Genomic DNA, 22,710 nt, shown 5'->3' with positions numbered 1-22,710 from the left:
GCAAATCATCTCACATTTCTTGTTGCATAATTCACATTTTTTAATTCGGTGTTGGTAAGGCATGATTGAAAAACAAATGGTCTTCCACCACTTGATTTTTCAGTAAATGTTCTTGAATGATCCGCTCGATCGCGCTGGGAGTTACGCGATGATACCAGATCCCATCCGGGTAAATTAACAAAATCGGTCCCGAACAACACACCCGTAGGCAATTTGCTTTAGTCCGAAAGACCAAACAAGATGAATCCGCCTTGGGATCATCTAATCCCAGTTCTTGTAACCGTTGCTTCAAGTAATTCCAAGTAGCTAACCCCTCTTCACGAGAACAACACTTCGGCTTCGTTTGGTCGGCACATAAGAAAAGATGCCGTTGAATTTTTTGCAGTCCTAAACGCTCCACTGTTGTTTGTAGCGTTTCTAGACACTCCTTATTCACATTTGCTGTTTCTTCCATTATTACTATCCCAGGGATAATCCCCAACGAGTATATTTAATCACAAGGTGAACCGATCTTACTCAGGAATATCTTAACTAGAAAAATTAGGTACGGGAACCCACACTCACCCATTAGTTGCCAAGCATCAGTTACTTCGGCTAAATTAGCACTCAGAACTAGAGAGTGCTAAAAACGAGGAAATTAATTTATGGCAACTGTATCCCTTAGTGTTTCTACTGTCAAACCCCTTGCAGACCGCGTCTTTGTCAAAATTAGTCCGCAAGAAGAAAAAACGGCCGGCGGTATTCTTCTCCCTGATACCGCAAAAGAAAAGCCTCAAGTTGGAGAAGTTGTGCAGGTCGGTCCTGGCAAACGCAACGATGACGGTAGTCGTACTGAACCGGAAGTCAAAGTTGGAGACAAAGTTCTCTATTCCAAGTATGCAGGAACCGATATCAAACTCAGTAATGAAGATTACGTTCTCCTGAAAGAAAGCGACATTCTCGCCATTGTTAACTAAGTCAACCATTAAGGATTAATCAAAAGGGAAACTACTATGGCTAAATCCATCATTTATAACGAGCAAGCCCGTCGCGCTTTGGAACGTGGTATTGACCTCCTCGCTGAATCTGTTGCTGTCACCCTCGGACCTAAAGGACGTAACGTGGTTCTCGAGAAGAAATTTGGCGCACCGCAAATTATCAACGACGGTGTAACGATTGCCAAAGAAATCGAACTGGAAGACCATGTTGAAAATACGGGTGTCTCTTTAATTCGCCAAGCGGCATCCAAAACCAACGATGCTGCGGGTGACGGAACCACTACCTCAATCATCCTTGCCCATGCTTTAGTCAAAGAGGGGTTAAGAAACGTTGCTGCTGGTGCCAACGCGATTTCTCTCAAACGCGGTATTGATAAAGCCGTAGCCTTCTTAGTGGAAAAAATTAAAGAACACGCCACTGATATCAGTGATCCGAAGGCGATCGCGCAAGTGGGAACCATCTCGGCTGGTAACGACCCAGAAGTCGGTGAGATGATTGCCCAAGCGATGGAAAAAGTGGGCAAAGAAGGGGTCATCTCCCTCGAAGAAGGGAAATCCATGACCACCGAATTGGAAATCACAGAAGGGATGCGCTTTGATAAAGGCTATATCTCTCCTTATTTCGCCACTGATACTGAGCGGATGGAAGCCGTTTTAGACGATCCTTATATCCTGCTCACCGATAAGAAAATTACCGTTGTTCAAGACATTGTTCCCGTTTTAGAACAGGTTTCTCGTTCCGGTAAGCCCTTACTGATCATCGCTGAAGATATCGAGAAAGAAGCGCTTGCCACATTAGTGGTGAACCGTCTCCGTGGTGTCTTAAACGTTGCTGCTGTCAAAGCGCCCGGATTCGGCGATCGCCGTAAGCAAATGTTAGAAGACATTGCCGTCTTAACCGGTGGTCGAGTCATTACCGAAGATGCAGGCTTGAAACTGGAAAACACCACCCAAGATATGCTCGGAACCGCTCGTCGGATCACGATTACCAAAGACAACACCACAGTTGTCGCTGAAGGGAACGAAGAAGCGGTTAAAACCCGTTGTGAGCAGATTCGTCGTCAAATTGAAGAAACTGAATCCAGCTACGACAAAGAGAAGTTACAAGAGCGTCTGGGTAAACTCTCTGGCGGTGTTGCTGTGATCAAAGTGGGAGCAGCCACCGAAACGGAAATGAAAGATCGTAAGCTGCGCTTAGAAGATGCGATCAACGCCACCAAAGCGGCGGTGGAAGAAGGAATTGTTCCCGGTGGCGGTACCACTTTAGCCCACCTTGCTCCAGACTTAGAAAAATGGGCCAAAGACAATCTGACGGGTGAGGCTCTCACCGGTGCCATGATTGTCATGCGCACCTTAACGGCTCCGCTCAAACGCATTGCGGAAAATGCCGGAGCTAATGGTGCAGTGATTGCTGAACGGGTGAAAGAAAAAGACTTTAACGTCGGCTACAACGCTGCTGATGATACCTTCACTGACTTGTTAGAAGCAGGAATTGTTGACCCGGCAAAAGTCACTCGTTCTGCCCTGCAAAACGCTGCCTCAATCGCATCGATGGTTCTCACCACTGAGTGCATTGTTGCTGATAAACCTGAGAAAGAAAAAGCAGGTGCTGGCGCTGGTGCTGATGATTTTGATTACTAAAATCTAACACCACTCATTCATTAAGAGTAGGGTAGGGCATTGCTCTGCCCTGCTTTGTTGTTGATTGACCAAGCATTGACTTAACTGTAAGACCAAAATCCACTGAGTTGACGGAGGCAAGATTCAGCCCAAGAATCCAACTTCTTCAGATTTTGGAGCGTCAAGAATCACTGCACTGATGAACGCGCCGTAGCTTGAGCACATCACTCATCTGCTTAATTTGATTAAAGGAGTGTTGCATTTGCTGATGATCCTTCACTTCAATGGAAAGGCTAATTAAGGCAGGTTTGCCTTTACCCGTTTTCACACTGGCATTACTAACATTGATATGTTGATCGCTCAAGCGAGCCAGAATATCTCGGAAAATCCCAACGCGATCAATCACTTCTACTTCTAAATCTACCGTATAAGTGGGAGCACGACCCTGATCATTGCCATTAATGGGATTCCAATCAACTGGAATGACACGATTGCTATCTATGTTTTCCACATTTGAGCAATCTTGGCGGTGAATCGTTACGCCCTTAGTACGGGTTACGACACCGACAATCGGTTCTCCAGGTAGCGGACAACAACAGCCGGCGCGATGATACATTAAGCCTTCTACACCAGCAATCGGCGACTTACTGGCTTTGGGCGAAGACGTTTGACGAGAAGTAGTTGTCGGTAGGCTTTGAACTGCTTCTTCTCCTAAATGACCAATCCCTTCAGTTTTCCCTAATTCTTCTTCCTGTAACGATTCTTCTCGTAGCTTGCTGGCAACTGAATTGGTTGTGATTTCACCATAGCCAATGGCAGCAAGTAAGTCGTCCACACTTTGATGATTACATCGTTCTGCAACCCGCTGCATTCGCTCGGATTTCATTAAGGAGTCCGAACCGGATTTCCCGATCACTTTCTCCAACATACTGCGTCCGCGAGCAATATTTTCTTCCCGATGGGAGCGTTTATACCATTGGCGAATGCGGTTTCGGGCACTGGGCGTAACCACAAAATTCAGCCAATCTAAACTGGGATGGCTATTTTTGCTGGTGATAATCTCAACAATATCGCCATTGTGTAACGGTGCATCTAAAACGGTCCACCGTCCATTCACCCGCGCCCCTTTCATGTGGTTTCCCACTTCGGTGTGGATATGGTAAGCAAAATCAACAGGCGTCGCCCCACGGGAAAGGGCGACCACATCCCCTTGGGGGGTAAAGACAAAAACATCATCTTCAAAAAGATTATCCCGGATGCTTTCGATGTATTCTTGGGCATCTTTAAGGTCGTTTTGCCATTCCAGAAGTTGCCGTAACCAGGTAAATTTTTCATCTTCGGCAGTGGGCTTAAAGTCGCTAGATCCCCCGGTTTCTTTATATAACCAGTGGGCGGCAATCCCGTATTCGGCAATGTGGTGCATTTCCAGGGTCCGAATTTGCATTTCGATGGGCTTGCCATAAGTGCCAATCACTGTGGTGTGGAGGGATTGATAGCGATTTGGTTTCGGTAAGCCAATATAGTCTTTGAAGCGACCGGGAATGGGTTTAAAGGCATCATGAATCACAGCAAGAGCGCGATAACAATCTTCTCGCGTCTTGAGAATGACTCTCACCCCAGCTAAATCATAAATTTCTTCAAAGGCCTTTTGCTGCTGCTGCATTTTCTGGTAAATGCCATACAGGTGTTTGGGACGACCTTTCAATTCTTCAACTTCAATCCCGGCTTGAGCAAAGCGTTGGTGTAGAATTTGGATCACGTTTTCGATCCGGGCTTCGCGATCTGCGCGTCGATCAGCCACCAGTTCTCGAATTTCCTGAAAGGCTTCTGGTTCGAGATATTTGAAGGACAAATCTTCTAATTCCCATTTAAAACGCCCGATTCCTAAGCGGTTGGCAAGAGGAGCAAAAATTTCTCGGGTTTCGAGGGCAATTTGTTTCTGTTTTTCCGGTTTCAGGTGTTCTAGGGTTCGCATATTATGAAGTCGATCAGCGAGTTTCACCACAATCACCCGAATATCTTTTGCCATTGCTAAGAACATCCGCCGGAAGTTCTCTGCTTGGCGTTCAGTTTTACTGGAAAAGTTAAATTTAGAGAGTTTAGTCACCCCTTCAACGAGATGACGCACCCCTTCCCCAAATTTTTCTTCAATTTCCTCGCAGGTAATTTCCGTATCTTCCACAATGTCATGGAGGAAGCCAGCGGCTATCATAGCACTACCTCCCCCTAGGTCCCGAATTAAACCGGCAACCGCTACTGGATGAGCAATGTAGGGTTCGCCCGAACGGCGATATTGACCCTCATGCAGTTGGTAAGCAAACTGAAAAGCATGAGCAATCAGTTGGGCATGCTCATTCTCTTGACTCGGATCATTCGCAATTTCAATGCAATCTGCTAACCACTGCGGTAAAGGTATGTTATATTCGGTGGGGGTTTTTTGCGCGTAGAGCAAAGCTCGTGTCGAAGACATCGCGTCCATAATTGGGTTCGCTGTTCGTGTTCTACAAATAGGGTGTGACTAAAATTGAAATGGCTCCAATGACCAAGTTTCCTTGGTAACTGGCTTCGGAAAGGGCAATTTAACCTGCTTGGTTTTTCGGCAGTCAACGAGCAAGCCTAATTTAAAAGAAGGCAAGCGTCCTGACTGTTACGCAAAAGTTAAGTTAAGGGTTTTTAACATAGCCGTTAATTTCAGAAATTGTAACGTAAATTCAGCACATCATGTTACCCCTATCTTATCGGAACGCTTACCAGAGGTTTTTAGAGAAGTTAAATCAGTTACAGAGACAGCTTCAAGAAGAGGCTAATCCCGTAACGTTGAAGTCTGTTTTTTCGGAATTGCAGCAACAATTCCAGGAAGAAATTATGTCTTTAACGGGAGAAGAACTCACGGGTGAAACCTTATCTCGTTGGCAATCTTCCCAAACGGAAGTTCATCGTCTGATGCGCTTATTACAAAACGAGATGATGTTCTTGCAAACCTCACAGAGGAGTGAGACTTCTCAACAACGTTTAGCCAGAGTGCGCGATCGCGTGGCAAAATTAATTCATTTCGCGACTGCATTTACAGAAGAATGACAATTAACACGATGTCTGAGGCTCTACTGTCTCTGAAGCACCTAAAAATTAGTTACTCCACTCGCTTATCTTCTAGTGTAACAACTGCCGTTGATGATGTTTCCCTTTCTTTACAAGCAGGAGAACGATTGGGATTAGTAGGAGAATCGGGGTGTGGCAAATCAACCCTAGGACGGGCGGTCATGCACTTGTTAAGGAATGCAACAGTAGAAGGGGATCTGCGATTTCAGGGCGAATCAATTCTCAAGATGACGCCGTCACGCCTGCGCAAATTTCGCGGGGAAGCAGTTTCCCTGGTGTTCCAAGATCCGATGACGCGCTTAAATCCTTTGATGACCATTGGCACTCACTGCTTGGAAACCCTGCAAGCCCATCGTCCCCAATTATCGCAAAAGGAAGCAAAAAAAAGCGCGATCGCTGCTTTGGAAGCGGTGAAAATTCCGGCGAATCGCTGGTCACAATATCCCCATGAATTCAGCGGGGGAATGCGTCAACGGGTTGCCATTGCTTTAGCCTTATTACTAGAACCAAAATTAATTATTGCCGATGAACCAACGACAAGTTTAGATGTTACGGTTTCGGCAGAAATTTTACAAGAACTGACCCGTTTATGTCAGGAAAAAAATGTCGGGTTACTGTTAATTTCTCATGACTTAGCCTTAGTGGGAGAATACTGCGATCGCGTGGCAGTCATGTACCAAGGAAAACTAGTGGAAGAGGGCAAGGCAGAACAAGTTTTATCCCAGCCAGATCATAATTATACACAGTCACTATTAAACGCCGCGCTTCATCTTCACGTTAATCCTCAACAAGCATCCAACTCAGCAAAAGAAATCCCGCTTTTACGAGTAGAAAATCTCGTTCAGCACTACACCTTAGAACAAAATTTAATTCAACAATTACTAAAAAAAGAGCCGACAATTATCAAAGCTGTCGATGGGGTCAGTTTTGAATTATTTCCAGGAGAAATTTTAGGCTTAGTGGGTGAGTCGGGTTGTGGCAAAAGTACTTTATCTCGGAGTATTTTACAGTTGGTCCGTCCTACTTCCGGAAAAGTTGATTTCAGCGGAAAAGATTTAACGACATTATCAGATATTACTGTACGAAAATTTCGTCGTCACATTCAGATGATTTTCCAAGATCCCTTAGCTTGCTTAAACCCATTAATGAAAGTGGGAGAAAGTATCGCTGATCCCTTATTTATTCATCAGCTAGCCACTGCCAAAGAAGCAAAAGAAAAAGTAAAAGCGATTTTAGAAAAAGTGGGATTAACACCAGTCGAAGAATACTATCACCGCTATCCAAAAGATTTATCAGGCGGTCAACAACAACGGGTTTCCATTGCGCGATCGTTAATTACCAATCCACAACTGATGATTTGTGATGAACCAGTGAGTATGTTAGATGCAACGGTACAAACACAAGTTTTAGACTTAATGCGATCCCTCAAAGATGAGTTTAATTTGACCTATCTATTTATTACTCACGATCTCTCAGTTGCGAGATTTTTATGTAACCGCATTGCTGTAATGAATCAAGGAAAAATTGTAGAATTAAGAGAAACCGAAGCCCTTTTTAATTCCCCTCAACATCCTTATACAAAAACACTACTTAAAGCTGCCCCACAGTTAAAAGTGAGTTCTTCTTAAACTGTTACTATGTTAACGTTTCCCTTAACTTTAAATGTCAAACCGGTTAATCTCAGTGATGAGCAATTTTATCAACTTTGTCTAGCCAACCCAGACATTCCAATGGAACGATCGCGCAATGGAGAATTAATTGTTATGAGTCCGGTTGGCGGATACAGTGGGAATCAAGAACTTGAATTAGGGGCTGATTTAACTTTATGGAATCGTCAAACGCAACTGGGAAAAGTGTTTAGTTCTTCCACCATTTTTAACTTACCCAATGGCGGTGATCGTTCTCCAGATGCAGCCTGGGTGGAATTATCCCGCTGGCAATCTTTAACACCTGAACAACGAAAAAAATTTCCCCCAATTGCCCCCGATTTTATTTTAGAGTTACGTTCTCCTAGCGATACTTTAGCGAGTCTCCAAGGAAAAATGGCAGAATATTTAATCAGTGGTGTGAGGTTAGGGTGGTTATTTAATCCTCAAGATCAGGAAGTAGAAATTTATCGTCAAGGGAAAGAAAAAGAAGTGCGCCAATTACCAACAAAACTATCTGGAGAAGACGTATTGCCCGGCTTTGTTTTATCAATTGAACGATTTGAAAATTATGCTTGAAGAGGTTTTCCGGCTTTGTTAAATTCAGTCTTAATGTTTTCTTATTTGCAGTTTAAAATTTAAATCACCTTAATCCTTGATTGACTAAAATTAAATCTAGAACATTGAAGATTAAACTTGCTTTTCATTCCATCATTTTAGCTTGCTTTACTTTATCGCTAACCAATACCAAGGTATTAGCAAACAATAGTGATTCCAATTCAGAAGCTTTTTGTCCACAACAGTTACCCGAAAAAATTGATCAGATTATTGAAGAGACTACAGAGGGTTCTCGCTGGGGAATGATCATTCAATCTTCGCTTTCTGAAACGATCTTATATCAACGCAACCCAGATCAATTTTTTATTCCTGCTTCTAACGTTAAATTATTGACAACTGCAGCGGCTTTAAATGAATTAACCCCTCAATTTAAATTGATAACGCCTATTTTTGCTCAAGGGACCGCACCGGAATTGCAAACATTACAGATTATTGGTAAAGGAGATCCTTCTTTAAATAGTAATGATTTAGAGCAACTGGCAAAGACATTAAACCAAAAGGGAGTTCGTTCTATTGCAACCCTCATTTTAGAAACGGGATATTTTGATTCTCCTGCGATTAATCCCACTTGGGAATGGGAAGATGTTTATGCAGCTTATGGAACCGCAGTGAATAGTTTAATCTTAGATGAAAATGCGGTCACATTAACCTTACGTCCGCAAAAGATTGAGGAAGTGGCAAAAGTGGCTTGGGATAATGATATTGCGGCGTCACAATGGCAATTGCAGGGAGAAGCAATGACCGCGCCACCTCATACCGATTATCAAGTTGAATTACAACGAAAGTTTGGCACTTCACAACTTAATTTAAGCGGAAAACTCCCCCAAGATATTGAAACTGATGTTTGGCAATTAGCGATTCCCAATCCTGATTATTATTTTCGAGATGTTCTCCTAAAAAAACTCGGAGAACAAGGAATTAAGGTTAATCAAGTCCAATTTTCAGATGCAGCCTTGGTTCCAGTCGCGGGTGAACCTATTATAGAACTTGATTCTCCTGCTGTCAGTAAATTGATTCAAGAAGTGAATCGTAATAGTAATAATTTATATGCAGAAGCCTTGTTAAAAGTGTTAATGGCAGAAACCCAAAAAGAAGTAATCAAAGAACAATTAACACAACTAGGTGTTTCTCCGAACAGTTATTATTTAGCAGATGGATCCGGACTTTCGCGACGGAATTTAGTAACTCCTCGCGCGATCGCGCAACTATTGCAAGGAATGTTGAGTAGTAAAAATGCAGCAAGCTTTCAGTCTTCTCTCGCCGTAGCTGGTGTAAACGGAACTTTAGAAAATCGGTTTCAAGGAACACCATTACAGGGCAATTTAAAGGCAAAAACAGGAAGTCTTACTGGTATTTCTGCTTTATCCGGCTATCTTAACCTACCCAATTATCAACCGTTAGTCTTGAGTATTTTTCTCAATCATTCTCAACGTTTAGCATCGGAACAGAGGGCAACTATTGATCAACTGCTCTTGTTATTAACACAATTAAAAAGTTGCTAATGAGTAAAGCGCGACAATTTGTGATTTTTGTAGCGTCTAGGGTTTCTGCATCTTGACAATTTCCAAAAACAAGACAATGGTCAGGATCGCTAATTTCATCGCCTTCGTACATTGCTGATCCGACCTCTTACGACAAAAATCAGCCTTTGGTTACCCTCACTGTAGACATACCCAGCAGAGAAGGGTACCTTATATATTAAACTTATCGTAATTCTGCTGGCAAAATGAGAATCTTAGTAACTGGCGGTGCTGGTTTTATTGGCTCCCACCTCATTGATCGTTTAATGTCAGAAGGACACGAGGTTATTTGTCTCGATAACTTCTACACTGGACGCAAAGATAATATCAAACATTGGTTGAGCAATCCCTACTTTGAAGCAATCCGTCATGATATTACAGAACCGATCCGTTTAGAAATCGATCAAATTTACCACCTTGCTTGTCCCGCTTCTCCGGTTCATTATCAGTTTAACCCGGTCAAGACGGTCAAAACCAATGTCATGGGAACTTTGCATATGTTAGGGCTCGCCAAACGGGTTAAAGCTCGATTTTTACTGGCTTCCACCTCCGAAGTTTATGGCGATCCGGAAGTGCATCCCCAACCGGAAGAATATCGTGGCAATGTGAGTTGTACAGGGATTCGCAGTTGTTACGACGAAGGAAAACGCATTGCTGAAACGCTAGCATTTGACTACCACCGGGATAATGGCGTTGAGATCCGAGTTGCCCGGATCTTCAATACCTATGGACCTCGAATGTTAGAGAATGACGGTCGTGTGGTCAGTAATTTTGTTGCTCAATCGTTGCGTAATGAACCGATTACGGTTTATGGAGATGGCTCACAAACCCGTAGCTTCTGCTATGTCTCAGACTTAGTGGATGGGCTAATTCGTCTCATGAATGGCAATTATATGGGACCGGTGAATTTAGGGAACCCAGGAGAATATACGATCTTAGAACTTGCTCAGATGATCCAAGGCATGATTAATCCTGATCTCGGAATTGCGTATAAACCCTTACCTCAAGATGATCCCAAGAAACGGCAGCCCGATATTACAAAAGCGAAAGAAATTTTGGGCTGGGACCCCCATGTTCCCCTAGAAGCTGGGTTAGAATTCTTGATTGAAGATTTTCGCGATCGGTATGCTTTCCATTCTCAATCTGTCACCCAATCCTAACGGAACAATTGCAGACAGATTTGAATCATTAGGGTAATCTAGAAGAAATCAACTAAGGAATTACACTTATGCGTGTTTGTGTTATTGGAACAGGTTACGTCGGCTTAGTGACGGGTGTCTGTCTATCTCATGCTGGACATGACGTTATTTGTGTTGATAATAACGAAGAAAAAGTTAAATTAATGCAAGGGGGACAACCGCCGATTTATGAGCCGCAACTCTCAGAATTAATGCAGGCTTCAACGCAAGCAGGTCGTCTCGAGTTTACGACGGATCTAGGCAAAGGGGTCGAGCATGGCGAAATCCTTTTTATTGCTGTGGGAACGCCAGCACTGCCCAATGGCGAAAGTGACACTCGCTACGTCGAAGCAGTTGCAAAGGGGATTGGCTATCACCTAGATGGCAGTTACAAAGTAATTGTTAATAAATCAACCGTTCCTATTGGTTCGGGTGACTGGGTACGGATGATTGTTCTTGATGGGCTCAATGAACGTCTCCAAGAATTAGGACAGGGCAGTAACCTGAATTCAGCGAGAGACGCTGAGTTCGATGTGGTTAGTAATCCCGAGTTTTTACGGGAGGGTTCTGCCGTTTATGATACCTTTAACCCGGATCGGATTGTTTTGGGCGGCAATAGTGAGAAAGCTCTGATGATGATGCAAGAGTTATACAAACCGATTGTCAAACGCGAGTTTGCTGAGGATTCCTCGAGTTCCCCTGTGGATGTGGTTGTAACCGATCTCAGTTCTGCAGAAATGATTAAATATGCAGCCAATGCGTTTCTCGCCACAAAGATTAGTTTTATTAACGAAGTTGCTAACATCTGCGATCGCGTGGGCGCGGATGTCACCCAAGTCGCAAAAGGGATTGGTTTAGATTCTCGGATTGGACATAAATTCTTACAAGCAGGAATCGGCTGGGGGGGATCCTGTTTTCCCAAAGATGTTTCTGCCTTGATTCACACCGCGGATGATTACAATTATGAAGCAGAACTTTTAAAGTCAGCAGTTAGTGTTAATAAACGACAACGCCTTTTAGTGGTTGAAAAACTGCAAAAAGAACTGAAAATCCTAAAAGGAAAAGTGATTGGCTTACTCGGACTGACCTTTAAGCCAAATACCGATGATATGCGGGATGCTCCGGCTCTAAACATTATTACCGAGTTAACTCGTTTAGGGGCAAAAGTGAAGGCATACGACCCGATTGTTTCTCAGTCAGGGATTCGTGACGGGTTATCAAACGTAATTGTCGAGACTGATGCTGAACGCCTCGCTGATAATTGTGATGCCTTAGTTTTAGTAACGGATTGGCAGCAATTTTTATCCCTTGATTATGAAAAAATGGCAGGATTAATGAATAGTCCAGTTATGATTGACGGGCGTAACTTCTTAGATCGAGAAGCGTTACAGGGAGTTGGTTTTCATTATCTTGGCATGGGGCGTTAACTTTTAAATGTCCTTTATTACCGGCAAACGGTTGCTGCCATTGATGTTAGTAAAAAGCCAAAGTTGATTTGACTATGGCATTTAATTACTCATTCTTTTGGCAGCACCATTTATTTAAATTTACAGTTACAAGCATCCTCAGAAAGCAAATAATTGTGAAACTCACTTCACCTCAACTGTAGATTGTGTTTTAAATTAAAGATAGGAGGAGAAATTATACCAATTCTCAAAAGTGGCTAGAGAGATCCTTAATTGAACCTCCCTACAAACTAGGGCTAAGTTTCCAGTGACTTTTGATAAACGGTATTATCCACTTAAGCTGCAGTTGAACAAGGAGGTTTGGTCATGGCTACATACATCATTTTGAGCAACCTGACTGATTCTGGAGCTGAGACAATTAAAAAAAGACCCGGGCGCATCAAAGAGGTCAACAAGGAATTAGAAGCTCATGGGGTGAAAGTCGTTTCTCAATACGCCCTATTAGGCCCTTATGATTTCCTCAATATTGTCGAGGGACCCGACAACGAAACGATGGCACGAGTGGCTGCTGAGTTGTCGTCACGAGGTAGCGTAAAGGTTCTCACGATGGCTGCTATTCCCATTGATGATTTCATCTCTCGTTTCGAGTGAAAAGACAGGGAGTTAGAAAGAACTGCTCCTTGCTCCTCCTAGTCTTCTTCTCCCTATTCTTCACTTAGCGAGTGTGTTTCTTAAGAGCCTGACTTTGAATAATCGTAATCGCGACCGTATTAATGATGTCATCAACCGTGCAGCCCCGGGAGAGGTCGTTGACCGGTTTGGCTAAACCTTGAACAATGGGACCGATCGCGAGGGCACCGGTTTCTCTTTGCACGGCTTTGTAGGTATTGTTTCCGGTGTTTAAGTCAGGGAAGATAAGAACTGATGCTTGTCCTGCCACCTCCGAGTTCGGAATTTTCTGAGAACCGACGGTAAAGTCCACCGCTGCATCATACTGAATCGGTCCTTCTAATTTTAACTCCGGGCGTCGTTGGCGCGCGATCGCGGTTGCGGTTCTGACTTTTTCCACTTGTTCTCCTTTACCGGAAGTCCCGGAAGAATAAGACAAGAGAGCGATTTTGGGTTCAATGCCAAAGGCAGTGGCGGTATCTGCCGAAGCAATGGCAATTTCTGCTAACTGTTCTGCATCGGGATTGGGATTAATGGCACAATCACCGTAGACTAGTACCCGATCTTCTAAACACATAAAAAAGACAGAAGAAACCAGATCACAACCGGGCTTCGTTTTAATGAGTTGCAACGCCGGTCTTAGAGTATGCTGAGTTGTATGAACGGCACCAGATACCATGCCATCTGCTTCCCCGGCATAGACCATCATCGTGCCAAAGTAAGAGACATCGAGTAAATATTCACGAGCCAGTTCTGGGGTGATTCCCTTGTGCTTTCTCAATTGATAAAACTCTTCCGCATAAGATTCAAATTGTTCAGCCGTTGCCGGATCGATAATTTTGACCTGACGGGTGTCCAAGGAGATGCGATTTTGATTAATAAGTTGCTCAATTTTTTCCGGTTTTCCTAACAGCGTTAGATTAACAATATCTCGACTGCTGAGAAACGCTGCTGCTTTGAGAATTCTAATCTCTTCTCCTTCTGGCAAGACAATATGCTGTTTCTGGGATTTCGCTTCTTGTAATAGATTGTAAGTAAACATCTTGGGGGTAATCCCCTTGATTTTAATCGTATTGATTTGCTCTTCGAGTCGGCTCAAATCAACATAATCGTCAAATAAATGAATACTCAAAGCAATTTTCTCCCGATCCACTTTCACAGAAGGGGTAACATCATCGTTACTGACTAAGGAGGTATGAACTTGTTTGACTTGCTCAGAGGTTTCATAAGTATTAGTAGTAACCGAGAGAATTGGGATTGGGTCATAAAGACCATCAATGAGCTGTCGAATTGAGGAGTCGGGTTGCAAGTCCCCTGAGAGTAAAATGCCTGATAAATGAGGATAGTTCACCGACTGATGGGCTTGGAGCAAACCGACAATAATATCGCTGCGATCGCCGGGCGTAATAATTAAACAATCTTCTTTGAGCCAAGTAATGGCATGTTCTAACCTCATCGCCGCAATCACATAGTCGAGGACCAAATTATCGAGCCGATTGTGTCCATAAAGCACTTTCGCTTGCAGCTGTTGGGCAATTTCTTTCACTCTTGGACTACTGAGCCTGGGATCATAAGGAATAACAGAAATTAAATAATTCGTATTCTCAAATTGATTCTCTAACGCAATTGGGAGTTGTACCGAGAGTTCCGGACTGGCTTTATTAAAAACGATGCCAGCGACTTGACAGTCCCGAGCCAGATAAGATTCAAGAGACATTTTAACCGGAGCAACTGCCTCTTCCACACTTCTGCGATCAGCATTTCCTAAAATCAGAATCGGACAACCTAAATTTTTAGCAATTTCTGTATTCAAATTAAATTCAAAAGCAGAAACTTGTCCTAAATAGTCAGAACTTTCACATAAAATAAAGTCATAATCTTGCTGTAATTTTTTATATTTGACAATAATTCTGTCTAAGACCTCGTTATAGTTACTCCGATTCATTAGGGCTTGCACTTCTTCGACATATAAGCCAAAAGATTGCTCATAGGCTTGATTAAGATTAAAATAAGTCAGAATTAAACTAATATCTTCATCTTGCTTGCCTAGAGGCTCTTTTCTAATGACCGGTCGAAAAAAAGCGACCTTATTGGTTTTTCTGAGAATGAGTTCCATAATTCCCAAAGAAATCAGAGCTTTTCCACTCCCGGCTTCAGTCGTACTGATATATAGAGAACTTGTCATGATGAGGCGTTCCTAGATTTGAAAGGTTGAACTCTGATTAGTAATTAAGGTACCACACAACTATTTTTTCAGAGCTTTTCAAAGCTAAAGTTAAGTTAAAGTCTGATGACGAATTTTCTAATGATTATCGCAACGATTTCCCTCAGTAGACTTAATAAAAAAAGCGAAACTTTCTGTTTGGGTTACCAATCAGCAAGTGATTGGTCAGAGAAAGTTCGCTTTACGATCTAAGTATCTCTTTTAACGCTTTTTTTGTCCTCCTGGTTCCTTCGGTTTATGTTTCCTGGCGTAACTGCTCTAAAACACTGCGATCTTCTAGCGTTGAAGTATCACCAGCGACTTCTTCCCCTGCGGCTAAATTACGTAAAAAGCGACGGATAATTTTACCGGAGCGGGTTTTTGGCAGGGCATCAGTGAACCGAATTTCTCCCGGGCGCGCGATCGCGCCAATTTCTTTCACCACATGCTGTCTCAACTCCGCCTTTAACTGATTATTAGCTTGATAATCTCCTTCTAGGATGACAAAAGCGAAGACTTCTTCTCCTTTTACTTTATCGGGTCTGCCTACCACGGCTGCTTCCGCGACTGCCGGGTGAGACACTAAAGCCGACTCAATCTCCATGGTCCCCAGGCGATGTCCCGAGACATTGAGGACATCATCAACCCGACCCATTACCCAGAAATAACCGTCTGGGTCGCGACGGGCACCATCCCCAGAAAAATAGAAGTATTGCCCATCTTGCGGGGGAATTTGTTCCCAATAGGTCCGACGATACCGATCATCATTGCCGTACACCGTCCGGATCATACTGGGCCAAGGGGACTTAATAACTAAATAACCCCCTTGATTATCGCCAACGGAATTGCCTTGGGCATCCACCACATCCGCGATAATTCCGGGGAAGGGGAAAGTGGTTGAGCCGGGTTTGGTCGGAGTTGCCCCTGGTAAAGGGGTTAGCATACAGCCGCCGGTTTCCGTTTGCCACCAGGTATCAACAATCGGACAACGTTCGCCGCCAATCACTTTGTGGTACCACATCCAAGCTTCCGGGTTGATGGGTTCGCCCACTGTCCCTAGAATGCGCAGCGACGATAAATCCCGTCCTTTTGGATACCGATCTCCCATTTTCATTAAAGCCCGAATTGCGGTGGGAGCAGTATAGAAAATCGTGACACCATATTTTTCAACAATTTCCCAAATGGCATCGGGTTTAGAGGGGCGGGTCGTCCCTTCATACATCAAAGTGGTTGCCCCGTTCGATAAGGGACCATAAACAATATAGCTGTGTCCGGTAATCCAACCGACATCGGCGGTACACCAATGAACGTCAGTCTCTTGTAAATCAAAAGCCCACTTAAATGTGACATGGGTGTAGAGGTTATAGCCGCCAGTGGTATGCACCACGCCTTTCGGTTTCCCGGTTGTTCCAGACGTGTAGAGAATGAAGAGCATATCTTCGCTGTCCATCACTTCCGCCGGACACTCAGCAGACGCTTGGGGTTGCAGGTCGTGCCACCAATGGTCTCGTCCGGGTTCCATGTGAATTTCGGCTTTGGTTCGTTGGACAACCAGTACCTTTTCGACACTGGGCGCCCCATTATTAGCTAAGGCTTGATCAACTTCCGGCTTGAGGGCAACGACTTTATCCTTCCGAAAACCGCCATCAGCAGTAATCACTAGTTTTGCTTTGGCATCGACCAAGCGATTGCGCAAGGCATCGGCACTAAACCCGCCAAACACAACCGTATGGGGTGCGCCAATGCGGGCACAAGCCAACATTGCAATGGCTGCTTCAGGGATCATGGGCAGATAAATCCCCACTTTATCGCCTTTTTTCACACCCAACTGTTTCATCACATTTGCCATCTGGCACACTTCGCGATGGAGTTGGGCATAGGTTAAAGTCCGGGAGTCGCCGGGTTCTCCCTCCCAAATTAACGCGGTTTTATTCTTGCGCGAGGTTGTGAGATGGCGGTCTAAGCAGTTATAGGTAATATTGATTTTGCCATTGACAAACCACTGGGCAAAGGGGGGTTGCCAATCAAGGACTTGGTCCCAAGGTTGAAACCAATCTAGCTCTTGTTCAGCCAATTCTCCCCAAAATTTCTGGGGGTCAGCTTTGGCTTGTTCATAAAGTTTTTGGTAAGCTTCTAAACTGTTGACATGAGCATGGCGAGATAATTCTTCCGGAGGCGGAAACAAGCGCTTTTCTTGTAAGACTGATTCAATGATTGTGGGTGACATAATCTAAAATTTAGCTCTGCTATCGGTACGTGTTATCGGATCTAAATCGAAGAGGTAAATGATCGATTAAATGCCATAACAGTCTCTGTCCAAAGCTTCCGGGTTTTTCACTGACTCCAATGCCCGCAACAATCTTTGACTTGCCACACAAATCGGGTTGAGGGGTTAGCGACGATACCCAAGAGAATGATGGGCAGGGTCATTGGCTGGGTTGGGAGTTAGGGTCATGTTGCGCTCCCTCCCTTTACCTCTCTACCCTTAGTTTAAGTCAAACGCAACCGCCTCACTCTTAAGTTTCGTGAATCCTAGTGGGTAAAATGATTAGTGCACAAATCATTTTTAGGGATGATATTTTAGACAGTTTATTCTCTCAAGATAGTGAACTGAAATTAAGCTTTAAATTGGTGTTTTTGAGAAAAAATGAGGTTTAGTAACTTTCCTTTTATGCTATTAATTTTGATAGCATAAAAGGAAAGTAAGTAGGAGAGTTTGATCTCCTACTGCATCTAATTCAAAATTGCAGGATATTCTAAGAATTTGAATCAAGATTATAATGACTTTTTTACAGTGTGATTTTAAGTAAACAATTAAGCTTAAAATTCACGAACACTGGCTTCATTGCCTTTAATTTCTCCAACTAACACAAGATCGGCTACACCAACAAATAAACCATTTTCTAATACGCCGGGAATATTATTAATCTCTCTCTCTAATTTTCCCGGATTTGGAATTTCTTCAAATTTAACATCAATGACTAAATTCCCTTGATCGGTTACGACCGGACCCGCTTTTTTTACCCCCATTCGTAACTCGGGCTTTCCTCCCAACTGGGTTAGTTTTCGCATTACTGGCGTCACTGCCATGGGAATCACTTCTACTGGTAAAAGGAAGGTCGAACCCAGTTTATCCACTAACTTCCCGCTATCAACGACCACAATAAACTGATCCGCTAGCGCATCAACCACCTTCTCGCGGGTATGGGCTGCACCGCCCCCTTTAATTAAATTCTTGTTGGGATCGACTTCATCAGCCCCATCAATAGCAATATCAATATGATCCACGGCATCCAAATTAGTTAAAGGAATACCATACTGTTTTGATAACACTTCCGCCTGAAAAGAGGTGGGAATGCCTTGAATATTTTTCAGTTCTCCCTTTTGCAACCGTTCCCCAATATACTGAATCGCATAGGCTGTAGTGGAACCGGTTCCTAAGCCGACAATGGAATTGGATTGCACGCGATCGGCTGCTGCTTTGCCCACTTCTTGCTTCATCACTTTCGAGAGATCTGGATCTGCCATAGTTTCCTCCGTGTAAGGTTTTGACTTTTTCACCTTTAGCACTTTACCACTAATCCCTAACGCTCCGTCGATTGAGTCGCCAATTCTTGTATCCTCATTTCGGCAGCTACTGAAAGTAATAAAAAAGCGATATTTTTTAATAATTCCTGCTTCCAGACTCTTGCAAAAATTAAATTAAAAAGATTGATATTCTAATTCAGTCGTTGCAAAAAAATTACGAGTGTATTCTACTGCTTGAATCGTGTCAAACGTTTTGCAAGTAAAGAGGACAGAAGCAAAGAAACGGGCAGCCGTCCAAACGTAAAGTGAAATTCCTGAATCAATTAGGGGAATAAAAGCATCAAACCCTTGATTTTCTGCTTTACCAGTTCCTCCAGGCGTATGAATCATTGGTTTGCCATACGTTGCCAGGTTAAGTTCGGAAGCATACACAATAGCTTTGGTAGATTTGGTAGAGCGATTTAAATAACCGTTAAAACACATAAATAAAACGCTTCACTCCACTCCACTACTGCACCGTAACTATCGCCAGTATGCCCGCCCAGCCGATAGTTAAACCAGCCACTGACCATTAAGGGAATGGCGGTTCCGGCACCTAAAAAAAGGAACACGATCGCGCCTAAATTCAGCAAAAAACAGCCCCCAATTGCAATCAAAACTAAAATAATCCAACCCAATAAAATATCTTGTGGAAACTGAAATGATGCTTTGTGAAAACTGCCTTTTCCTTCAGCTCTTAAATAAGGATACAGCGCGATCGCGCTAACTTGCGCCCACCGTCCCCAACCGGTCGTTAACATCAACATTAACCAGCGATATTCAGTAATTTCGCTAAGGGCTCCCACCTTTAAAAGCACAACAACAATCGCTGCGATGACGCCAAAGGCGCCAGTTGTACTCTCTTTCATCACCTCTAATCGCCGTTGGGGATCCAGCACCGCCAGACCATCAGCTGCATCAATCACGCCATCAAGATGTAACCCACCTGTTAAGGCAATTCCACTGGCGATTACCAGCAGAGAACGCGTTAAAATCGGCACGTTTAACAGGCTTAAACCCCAGTCCTCAATGCCTAAAAGTCCACCGATGATAATGCCGATCAGAGGTGCAAAACGGGCAATCTGCCCCAGTTCAAGCGACCAAGATCTCGGCAAAGGAAACACCGTATAAAAAACCACTGCCCCCCACCAAGATTTGGCAAGCTCATCCATAAAACTCATAAATTTTTTCATCGTTAAGGTGAACAGAAAGAAAAAGTTGGGCTAAGATTGTGTCGTAGCTAAAATAAACTGAATTTGATCTAAACCTGAGTAAAGTTAAATAACGAGTGCTGAACTTGATCCCTAATTTTTTCAATTTGATCCCCAACCTTAGAGCGTTGGGAAGTGTTCACCTTTTTTTCCCTTGAGCAACGGTTAGAGCAGGCGCCTTCCGTTTAGAAAGGCGTAATCTCTGACCCATGGTTAGCCACAGGTTACAGGATCAAATTCCGGGGAATGGCCAACTTGAATTTTCCAGTTAATCTAGCAATTTCCATCGACCCATGAGTAATAATAAACCTTCTCCACAAATCCTTGCTCCCTGTATCATTGATGATGGCTTAATTGTCAATAAAGAAGATATGTATCGTTTACTGAACGATTTAGGTCATGTGCGCTATTATCATTACCTCGATGGTAATTGTAGCGGAGAGGGAGAAGGATATATTGTTGAGGTATTTGATACACCGTTGCAAGCCACATTAATTGCGAATCAAACCATTTATTTAAACCTATCTAGCTTCGACTATCTCAAGTTAGAAACAACCGCAAATGAAACCTACTTTGATTTAGTGCAAGAGCAACGGACCTTACGCTTAGTTCCAGTCAGTAATCCGCTGAATTATCATGAGGCGAATGCCAACTTAGATGCGGCTACCTTAGAAGCGATGGTGACCGATGTACTCTCAGCCCGTCATGATGTACGGCTGGATGAGGAGGATGACGAATATTTCTTTTAAGTTTCGGTGTGAACATACTTGTCCTCAAACCCAAGCACGAGCAGGAATTTTTGAAACCCCTCACGGTCAGGTCGAAACGCCTCGTTTTATGCCAGTGGGCACAGTGGCAACGGTTAAGGGATTAACGCCAGCCCAGCTTGAAACAGCGGCAGCCCAAATGATTCTGGCCAATACTTATCATTTGCATTTACAGCCTGGAGAAGCCATTATTGAGCGAGCCGGCGGTTTGCATTCCTTTATGGGTTGGAAGCAACCGATTTTAACCGATTCAGGCGGTTTTCAGGTTTTTAGTCTCAGCGATTTACGGAAAATTAACGAAACTGGCGTCACCTTTCGTTCGCCTCGGGATGGGCGATATATTGACTTTACCCCGGAACGGGCAATCGCAGTGCAAAATGCCCTCGGTGCTGATGTCATCATGGCATTTGATGAATGTCCCCCTTATCCGGCGGATTATGAGGCAGTGCAATTGGCAACTGAACGTACCGAACGCTGGTTAGAACGGTGTATTGAAGCTCATGCTCGTCCCCAGGAACAAGCCCTATTTGGCATTGTGCAAGGGGGAATCTATCGGGATTTGCGAACACAAGCCGCAAAGCGGTTAGTAGAGTTTGATTTACCCGGTTATGCCATTGGCGGCGTTAGTGTCGGAGAACCAGCAGATTTGATTCATGAGATTGTTGCCGTAGCCACGCCTTTATTACCTTGGGATAAACCCCGTTATTTAATGGGGGTGGGCACGTATCGGGAAATGGTCAACGCGATCGCGCACGGGGTTGATTTATTTGACTGTGTTATTCCCACACGTCTCGGGCGACATGGTACTGCGTTAGTTAAAGGCGACCGCTGGAACTTAAAAAATGCCCGCTTTCGTGAAGACTTTACCCCCCTCGATGCCGATTGCCCCTGTTACTGCTGCCAGAGTTTTTCTCGCGCCTATTTGAGCCATCTGGTCCGATCGCGCGAAATGTTAGGGTATCTCTTACTTTCTTTACATAACGTTACAGAATTAATCCGGTTTACTCAGACGATTCGCACCGCGATTTTAGAAGATCGCTTTGCCACTGAATTTGCAGATTGGTTGAATGATCAGTGACCAGAACTCCCCCTCACCCTGTCTGCAATGGGATTAATCATGTTAAGATACATAGCGATATCTTAAGTAACTGCGTTGGTAAGGAATCCTTAAAATATGCAAGCCGCTTTATTATTTGCCAAATTACCGGAAGCCTATTCAATTTTTGATCCCTTAGTGGATGTTCTGCCGCTCATTCCTGTGTTTTTTCTCCTACTCGCCTTTGTTTGGCAAGCTGCAGTGGGATTTAAATAAGTCTTTACTAACTTTTGCATTTGGCATTGCAACCACCTACTTGTATTTGAGTAGGTGGTATTTTTTCGGCAGGAATTTCACTGGTCTTACGGCGCTACTCTTGATTCCTGCACAAGAACCATAGATAATCAATAAGTGTTAATCAGTTTCTGGGTTGAGCCGGTGCTATTACTCTGCTTTTCCGATTTATTAGCAAGTTTCAATTGTTGGAAAAATGTTATTGCTTAGTGCAAACCAAGTTCGGTATTGTCAGGTCGCGCGAAAAGTTCAAAATGGTGAAGTAGAAGTAATTCCCGGTATTGCATATTACGGTAAAGTGTTTGTTCGGGGAGAAACTTTCCCCATTACTCAGAAAACACGAGCAATTGAATATAGTCGGCAACGATTTACAGAATATCAAGAACAAGTTTATATCTTGATTGTGGAAGATCAAGATCGACTAACCCTTTGGTATGAAAATTCAGAAGTAACTCGTCTCGCGTCTGAAAACAGTGAATATTTTTCCGATTTTATTTCTAGTATTGACCTTAAACAACTGGTTACCCAAATGCGCTCCTCTTCTAATCTGGTTACTAAAACCAAGCGTCGGGGTTTTCGGACATTCCGAGATTGTTTTTCCGCTCGCGACGCCATTAACTGGTTAGAATATAATCTACAAATTAGTCGGGCTGATGCGATTCGCCTTGGACAACGGTTACTGCAAGAAAACTGGATTGTTCCCCTTACCAATAATTCTTTATCCTTTCAAGAGGGAGATGCCCTCTACAATTTTGAAACGTCAGTTTGATGAAGATTAGGAAAGACTCGTGCTGATATGACCAACGGTTAGAGCAGGCGCCTTCCTAAACGGAAGGCGTAATCTCTGACAAAAAAAAGAACCTGTAACGGACAGCGAGAAAAATTGTCCTATCATAAGT

The 22,710-nt window shown here is 43.6% G+C and carries 20 protein-coding genes; 13 read left to right on the top strand and 7 right to left on the bottom strand.

What is annotated here, in order from left to right; translation table 11 throughout:
* Positions 1–40: 40 nt before the first annotated feature.
* Positions 41–454, bottom strand: a complete 414-nt coding sequence (locus GVY04_17905; GenBank protein NBD17929.1) for a ferredoxin — start codon at positions 452–454, stop codon at positions 41–43.
* Positions 455–644: 190 nt separating this feature from the next.
* Here GVY04_17905 and GVY04_17900 point away from each other — a divergent pair, with 190 nt between their 5' ends.
* Together GVY04_17900 and groL are read left to right on the top strand one after the other, a co-directional pair.
* Complete coding sequence (locus GVY04_17900; GenBank protein NBD17928.1) at positions 645–956, top strand: co-chaperone GroES; 312 nt, start codon at positions 645–647, stop codon at positions 954–956.
* Positions 957–992: 36 nt separating this feature from the next.
* Positions 993–2,618, top strand: a complete 1,626-nt coding sequence (groL, locus tag GVY04_17895; protein ID NBD17927.1) for a chaperonin GroEL — start codon at positions 993–995, stop codon at positions 2,616–2,618.
* 160 nt (positions 2,619–2,778) lie between these two features.
* Here groL and GVY04_17890 read toward each other — a convergent pair whose 3' ends face one another.
* Positions 2,779–5,067 (bottom strand): RelA/SpoT family protein, encoded by a 2,289-nt coding sequence (locus tag GVY04_17890; GenBank protein ID NBD17926.1) that lies wholly within the window; start codon positions 5,065–5,067, stop codon positions 2,779–2,781.
* A gap of 251 nt (positions 5,068–5,318) precedes the next feature.
* Between GVY04_17890 and patD the strand changes: the two genes are divergently transcribed.
* The 7 genes from patD (at position 5,319) to GVY04_17855 (ending at position 12,715) form a co-directional block, all read left to right on the top strand.
* Positions 5,319–5,675 carry a heterocyst frequency control protein PatD gene (gene patD, locus GVY04_17885; protein ID NBD17925.1) on the top strand — a complete coding sequence of 119 codons (357 nt, stop codon included), beginning with the start codon at positions 5,319–5,321 and terminating at the stop codon, positions 5,673–5,675.
* A gap of 11 nt (positions 5,676–5,686) precedes the next feature.
* Entirely contained in the window at positions 5,687–7,324 is a 1,638-nt protein-coding gene (locus tag GVY04_17880; protein NBD17924.1) for a dipeptide ABC transporter ATP-binding protein, read from the top strand.
* Positions 7,325–7,333: 9 nt separating this feature from the next.
* On the top strand, positions 7,334–7,921 hold the full coding sequence (locus GVY04_17875; protein ID NBD17923.1) for a Uma2 family endonuclease: 588 nt from the start codon (positions 7,334–7,336) through the stop codon (positions 7,919–7,921).
* Positions 7,922–8,055: 134 nt separating this feature from the next.
* A complete protein-coding gene (gene dacB / locus GVY04_17870; protein ID NBD17922.1) occupies positions 8,056–9,462 on the top strand; it encodes a D-alanyl-D-alanine carboxypeptidase/D-alanyl-D-alanine-endopeptidase in 1,407 nt (468 codons plus the stop codon).
* A 224-nt stretch (positions 9,463–9,686) separates the two neighbouring features.
* Positions 9,687–10,640, top strand: coding sequence for an NAD-dependent epimerase/dehydratase family protein (locus tag GVY04_17865; protein NBD17921.1), 954 nt, complete (start codon positions 9,687–9,689; stop codon positions 10,638–10,640).
* Between the two features lie 68 nt (positions 10,641–10,708).
* Positions 10,709–12,085, top strand: coding sequence for a nucleotide sugar dehydrogenase (locus GVY04_17860; protein ID NBD17920.1), 1,377 nt, complete (start codon positions 10,709–10,711; stop codon positions 12,083–12,085).
* Between the two features lie 345 nt (positions 12,086–12,430).
* On the top strand, positions 12,431–12,715 hold the full coding sequence (locus GVY04_17855; protein ID NBD17919.1) for a GYD domain-containing protein: 285 nt from the start codon (positions 12,431–12,433) through the stop codon (positions 12,713–12,715).
* Positions 12,716–12,779: 64 nt separating this feature from the next.
* On the opposite strand, the gene GVY04_17850 is transcribed toward GVY04_17855, so the two are convergent.
* The 5 genes from GVY04_17850 to GVY04_17830 form a co-directional block, all read right to left on the bottom strand.
* Positions 12,780–14,918, bottom strand: a complete 2,139-nt coding sequence (locus tag GVY04_17850; GenBank protein NBD17918.1) for a phosphate acetyltransferase — start codon at positions 14,916–14,918, stop codon at positions 12,780–12,782.
* 274 nt (positions 14,919–15,192) lie between these two features.
* Positions 15,193–17,163: an acetate--CoA ligase gene (gene acs / locus GVY04_17845; GenBank protein ID NBD17917.1), complete on the bottom strand. Its 1,971-nt coding sequence runs from the start codon at positions 17,161–17,163 to the stop codon at positions 15,193–15,195.
* A 593-nt stretch (positions 17,164–17,756) separates the two neighbouring features.
* Positions 17,757–18,464 carry a ribose-5-phosphate isomerase RpiA gene (gene rpiA, locus GVY04_17840; GenBank protein ID NBD17916.1) on the bottom strand — a complete coding sequence of 236 codons (708 nt, stop codon included), beginning with the start codon at positions 18,462–18,464 and terminating at the stop codon, positions 17,757–17,759.
* Between the two features lie 174 nt (positions 18,465–18,638).
* Entirely contained in the window at positions 18,639–18,896 is a 258-nt protein-coding gene (locus GVY04_17835; protein NBD17915.1) for a hypothetical protein, read from the bottom strand.
* 29 nt (positions 18,897–18,925) lie between these two features.
* Positions 18,926–19,696, bottom strand: a complete 771-nt coding sequence (locus GVY04_17830) for an adenosylcobinamide-GDP ribazoletransferase (protein NBD17914.1) — start codon at positions 19,694–19,696, stop codon at positions 18,926–18,928.
* Between the two features lie 311 nt (positions 19,697–20,007).
* Between GVY04_17830 and GVY04_17825 the strand changes: the two genes are divergently transcribed.
* The 4 genes from GVY04_17825 (at position 20,008) to GVY04_17810 (ending at position 22,580) form a co-directional block, all read left to right on the top strand.
* The gene (locus tag GVY04_17825; GenBank protein NBD17913.1) at positions 20,008–20,463 is read left to right on the top strand and encodes a hypothetical protein; all 456 of its coding nucleotides are present in this window, start codon (positions 20,008–20,010) and stop codon (positions 20,461–20,463) included.
* Positions 20,453–21,559 carry a tRNA guanosine(34) transglycosylase Tgt gene (tgt, locus tag GVY04_17820; protein ID NBD17912.1) on the top strand — a complete coding sequence of 369 codons (1,107 nt, stop codon included), beginning with the start codon at positions 20,453–20,455 and terminating at the stop codon, positions 21,557–21,559. Before GVY04_17825 ends, tgt begins: the two co-directional genes overlap by 11 nt.
* Before the next feature lie 96 nt (positions 21,560–21,655).
* Positions 21,656–21,793 carry a photosystem II reaction center protein K gene (locus tag GVY04_17815; GenBank protein ID NBD17911.1) on the top strand — a complete coding sequence of 46 codons (138 nt, stop codon included), beginning with the start codon at positions 21,656–21,658 and terminating at the stop codon, positions 21,791–21,793.
* Positions 21,794–22,013: 220 nt separating this feature from the next.
* Positions 22,014–22,580: a hypothetical protein gene (locus GVY04_17810; protein ID NBD17910.1), complete on the top strand. Its 567-nt coding sequence runs from the start codon at positions 22,014–22,016 to the stop codon at positions 22,578–22,580.
* Positions 22,581–22,710: the final 130 nt, after the last annotated feature.

The organism is Cyanobacteria bacterium GSL.Bin1 (genome assembly GCA_009909085.1).
Taxonomy (GTDB): domain Bacteria; phylum Cyanobacteriota; class Cyanobacteriia; order Cyanobacteriales; family Rubidibacteraceae; genus Halothece.
Note: the sequence above shows the minus strand (reverse complement) of the source record. Positions and strands in the feature narration are given on the sequence as shown.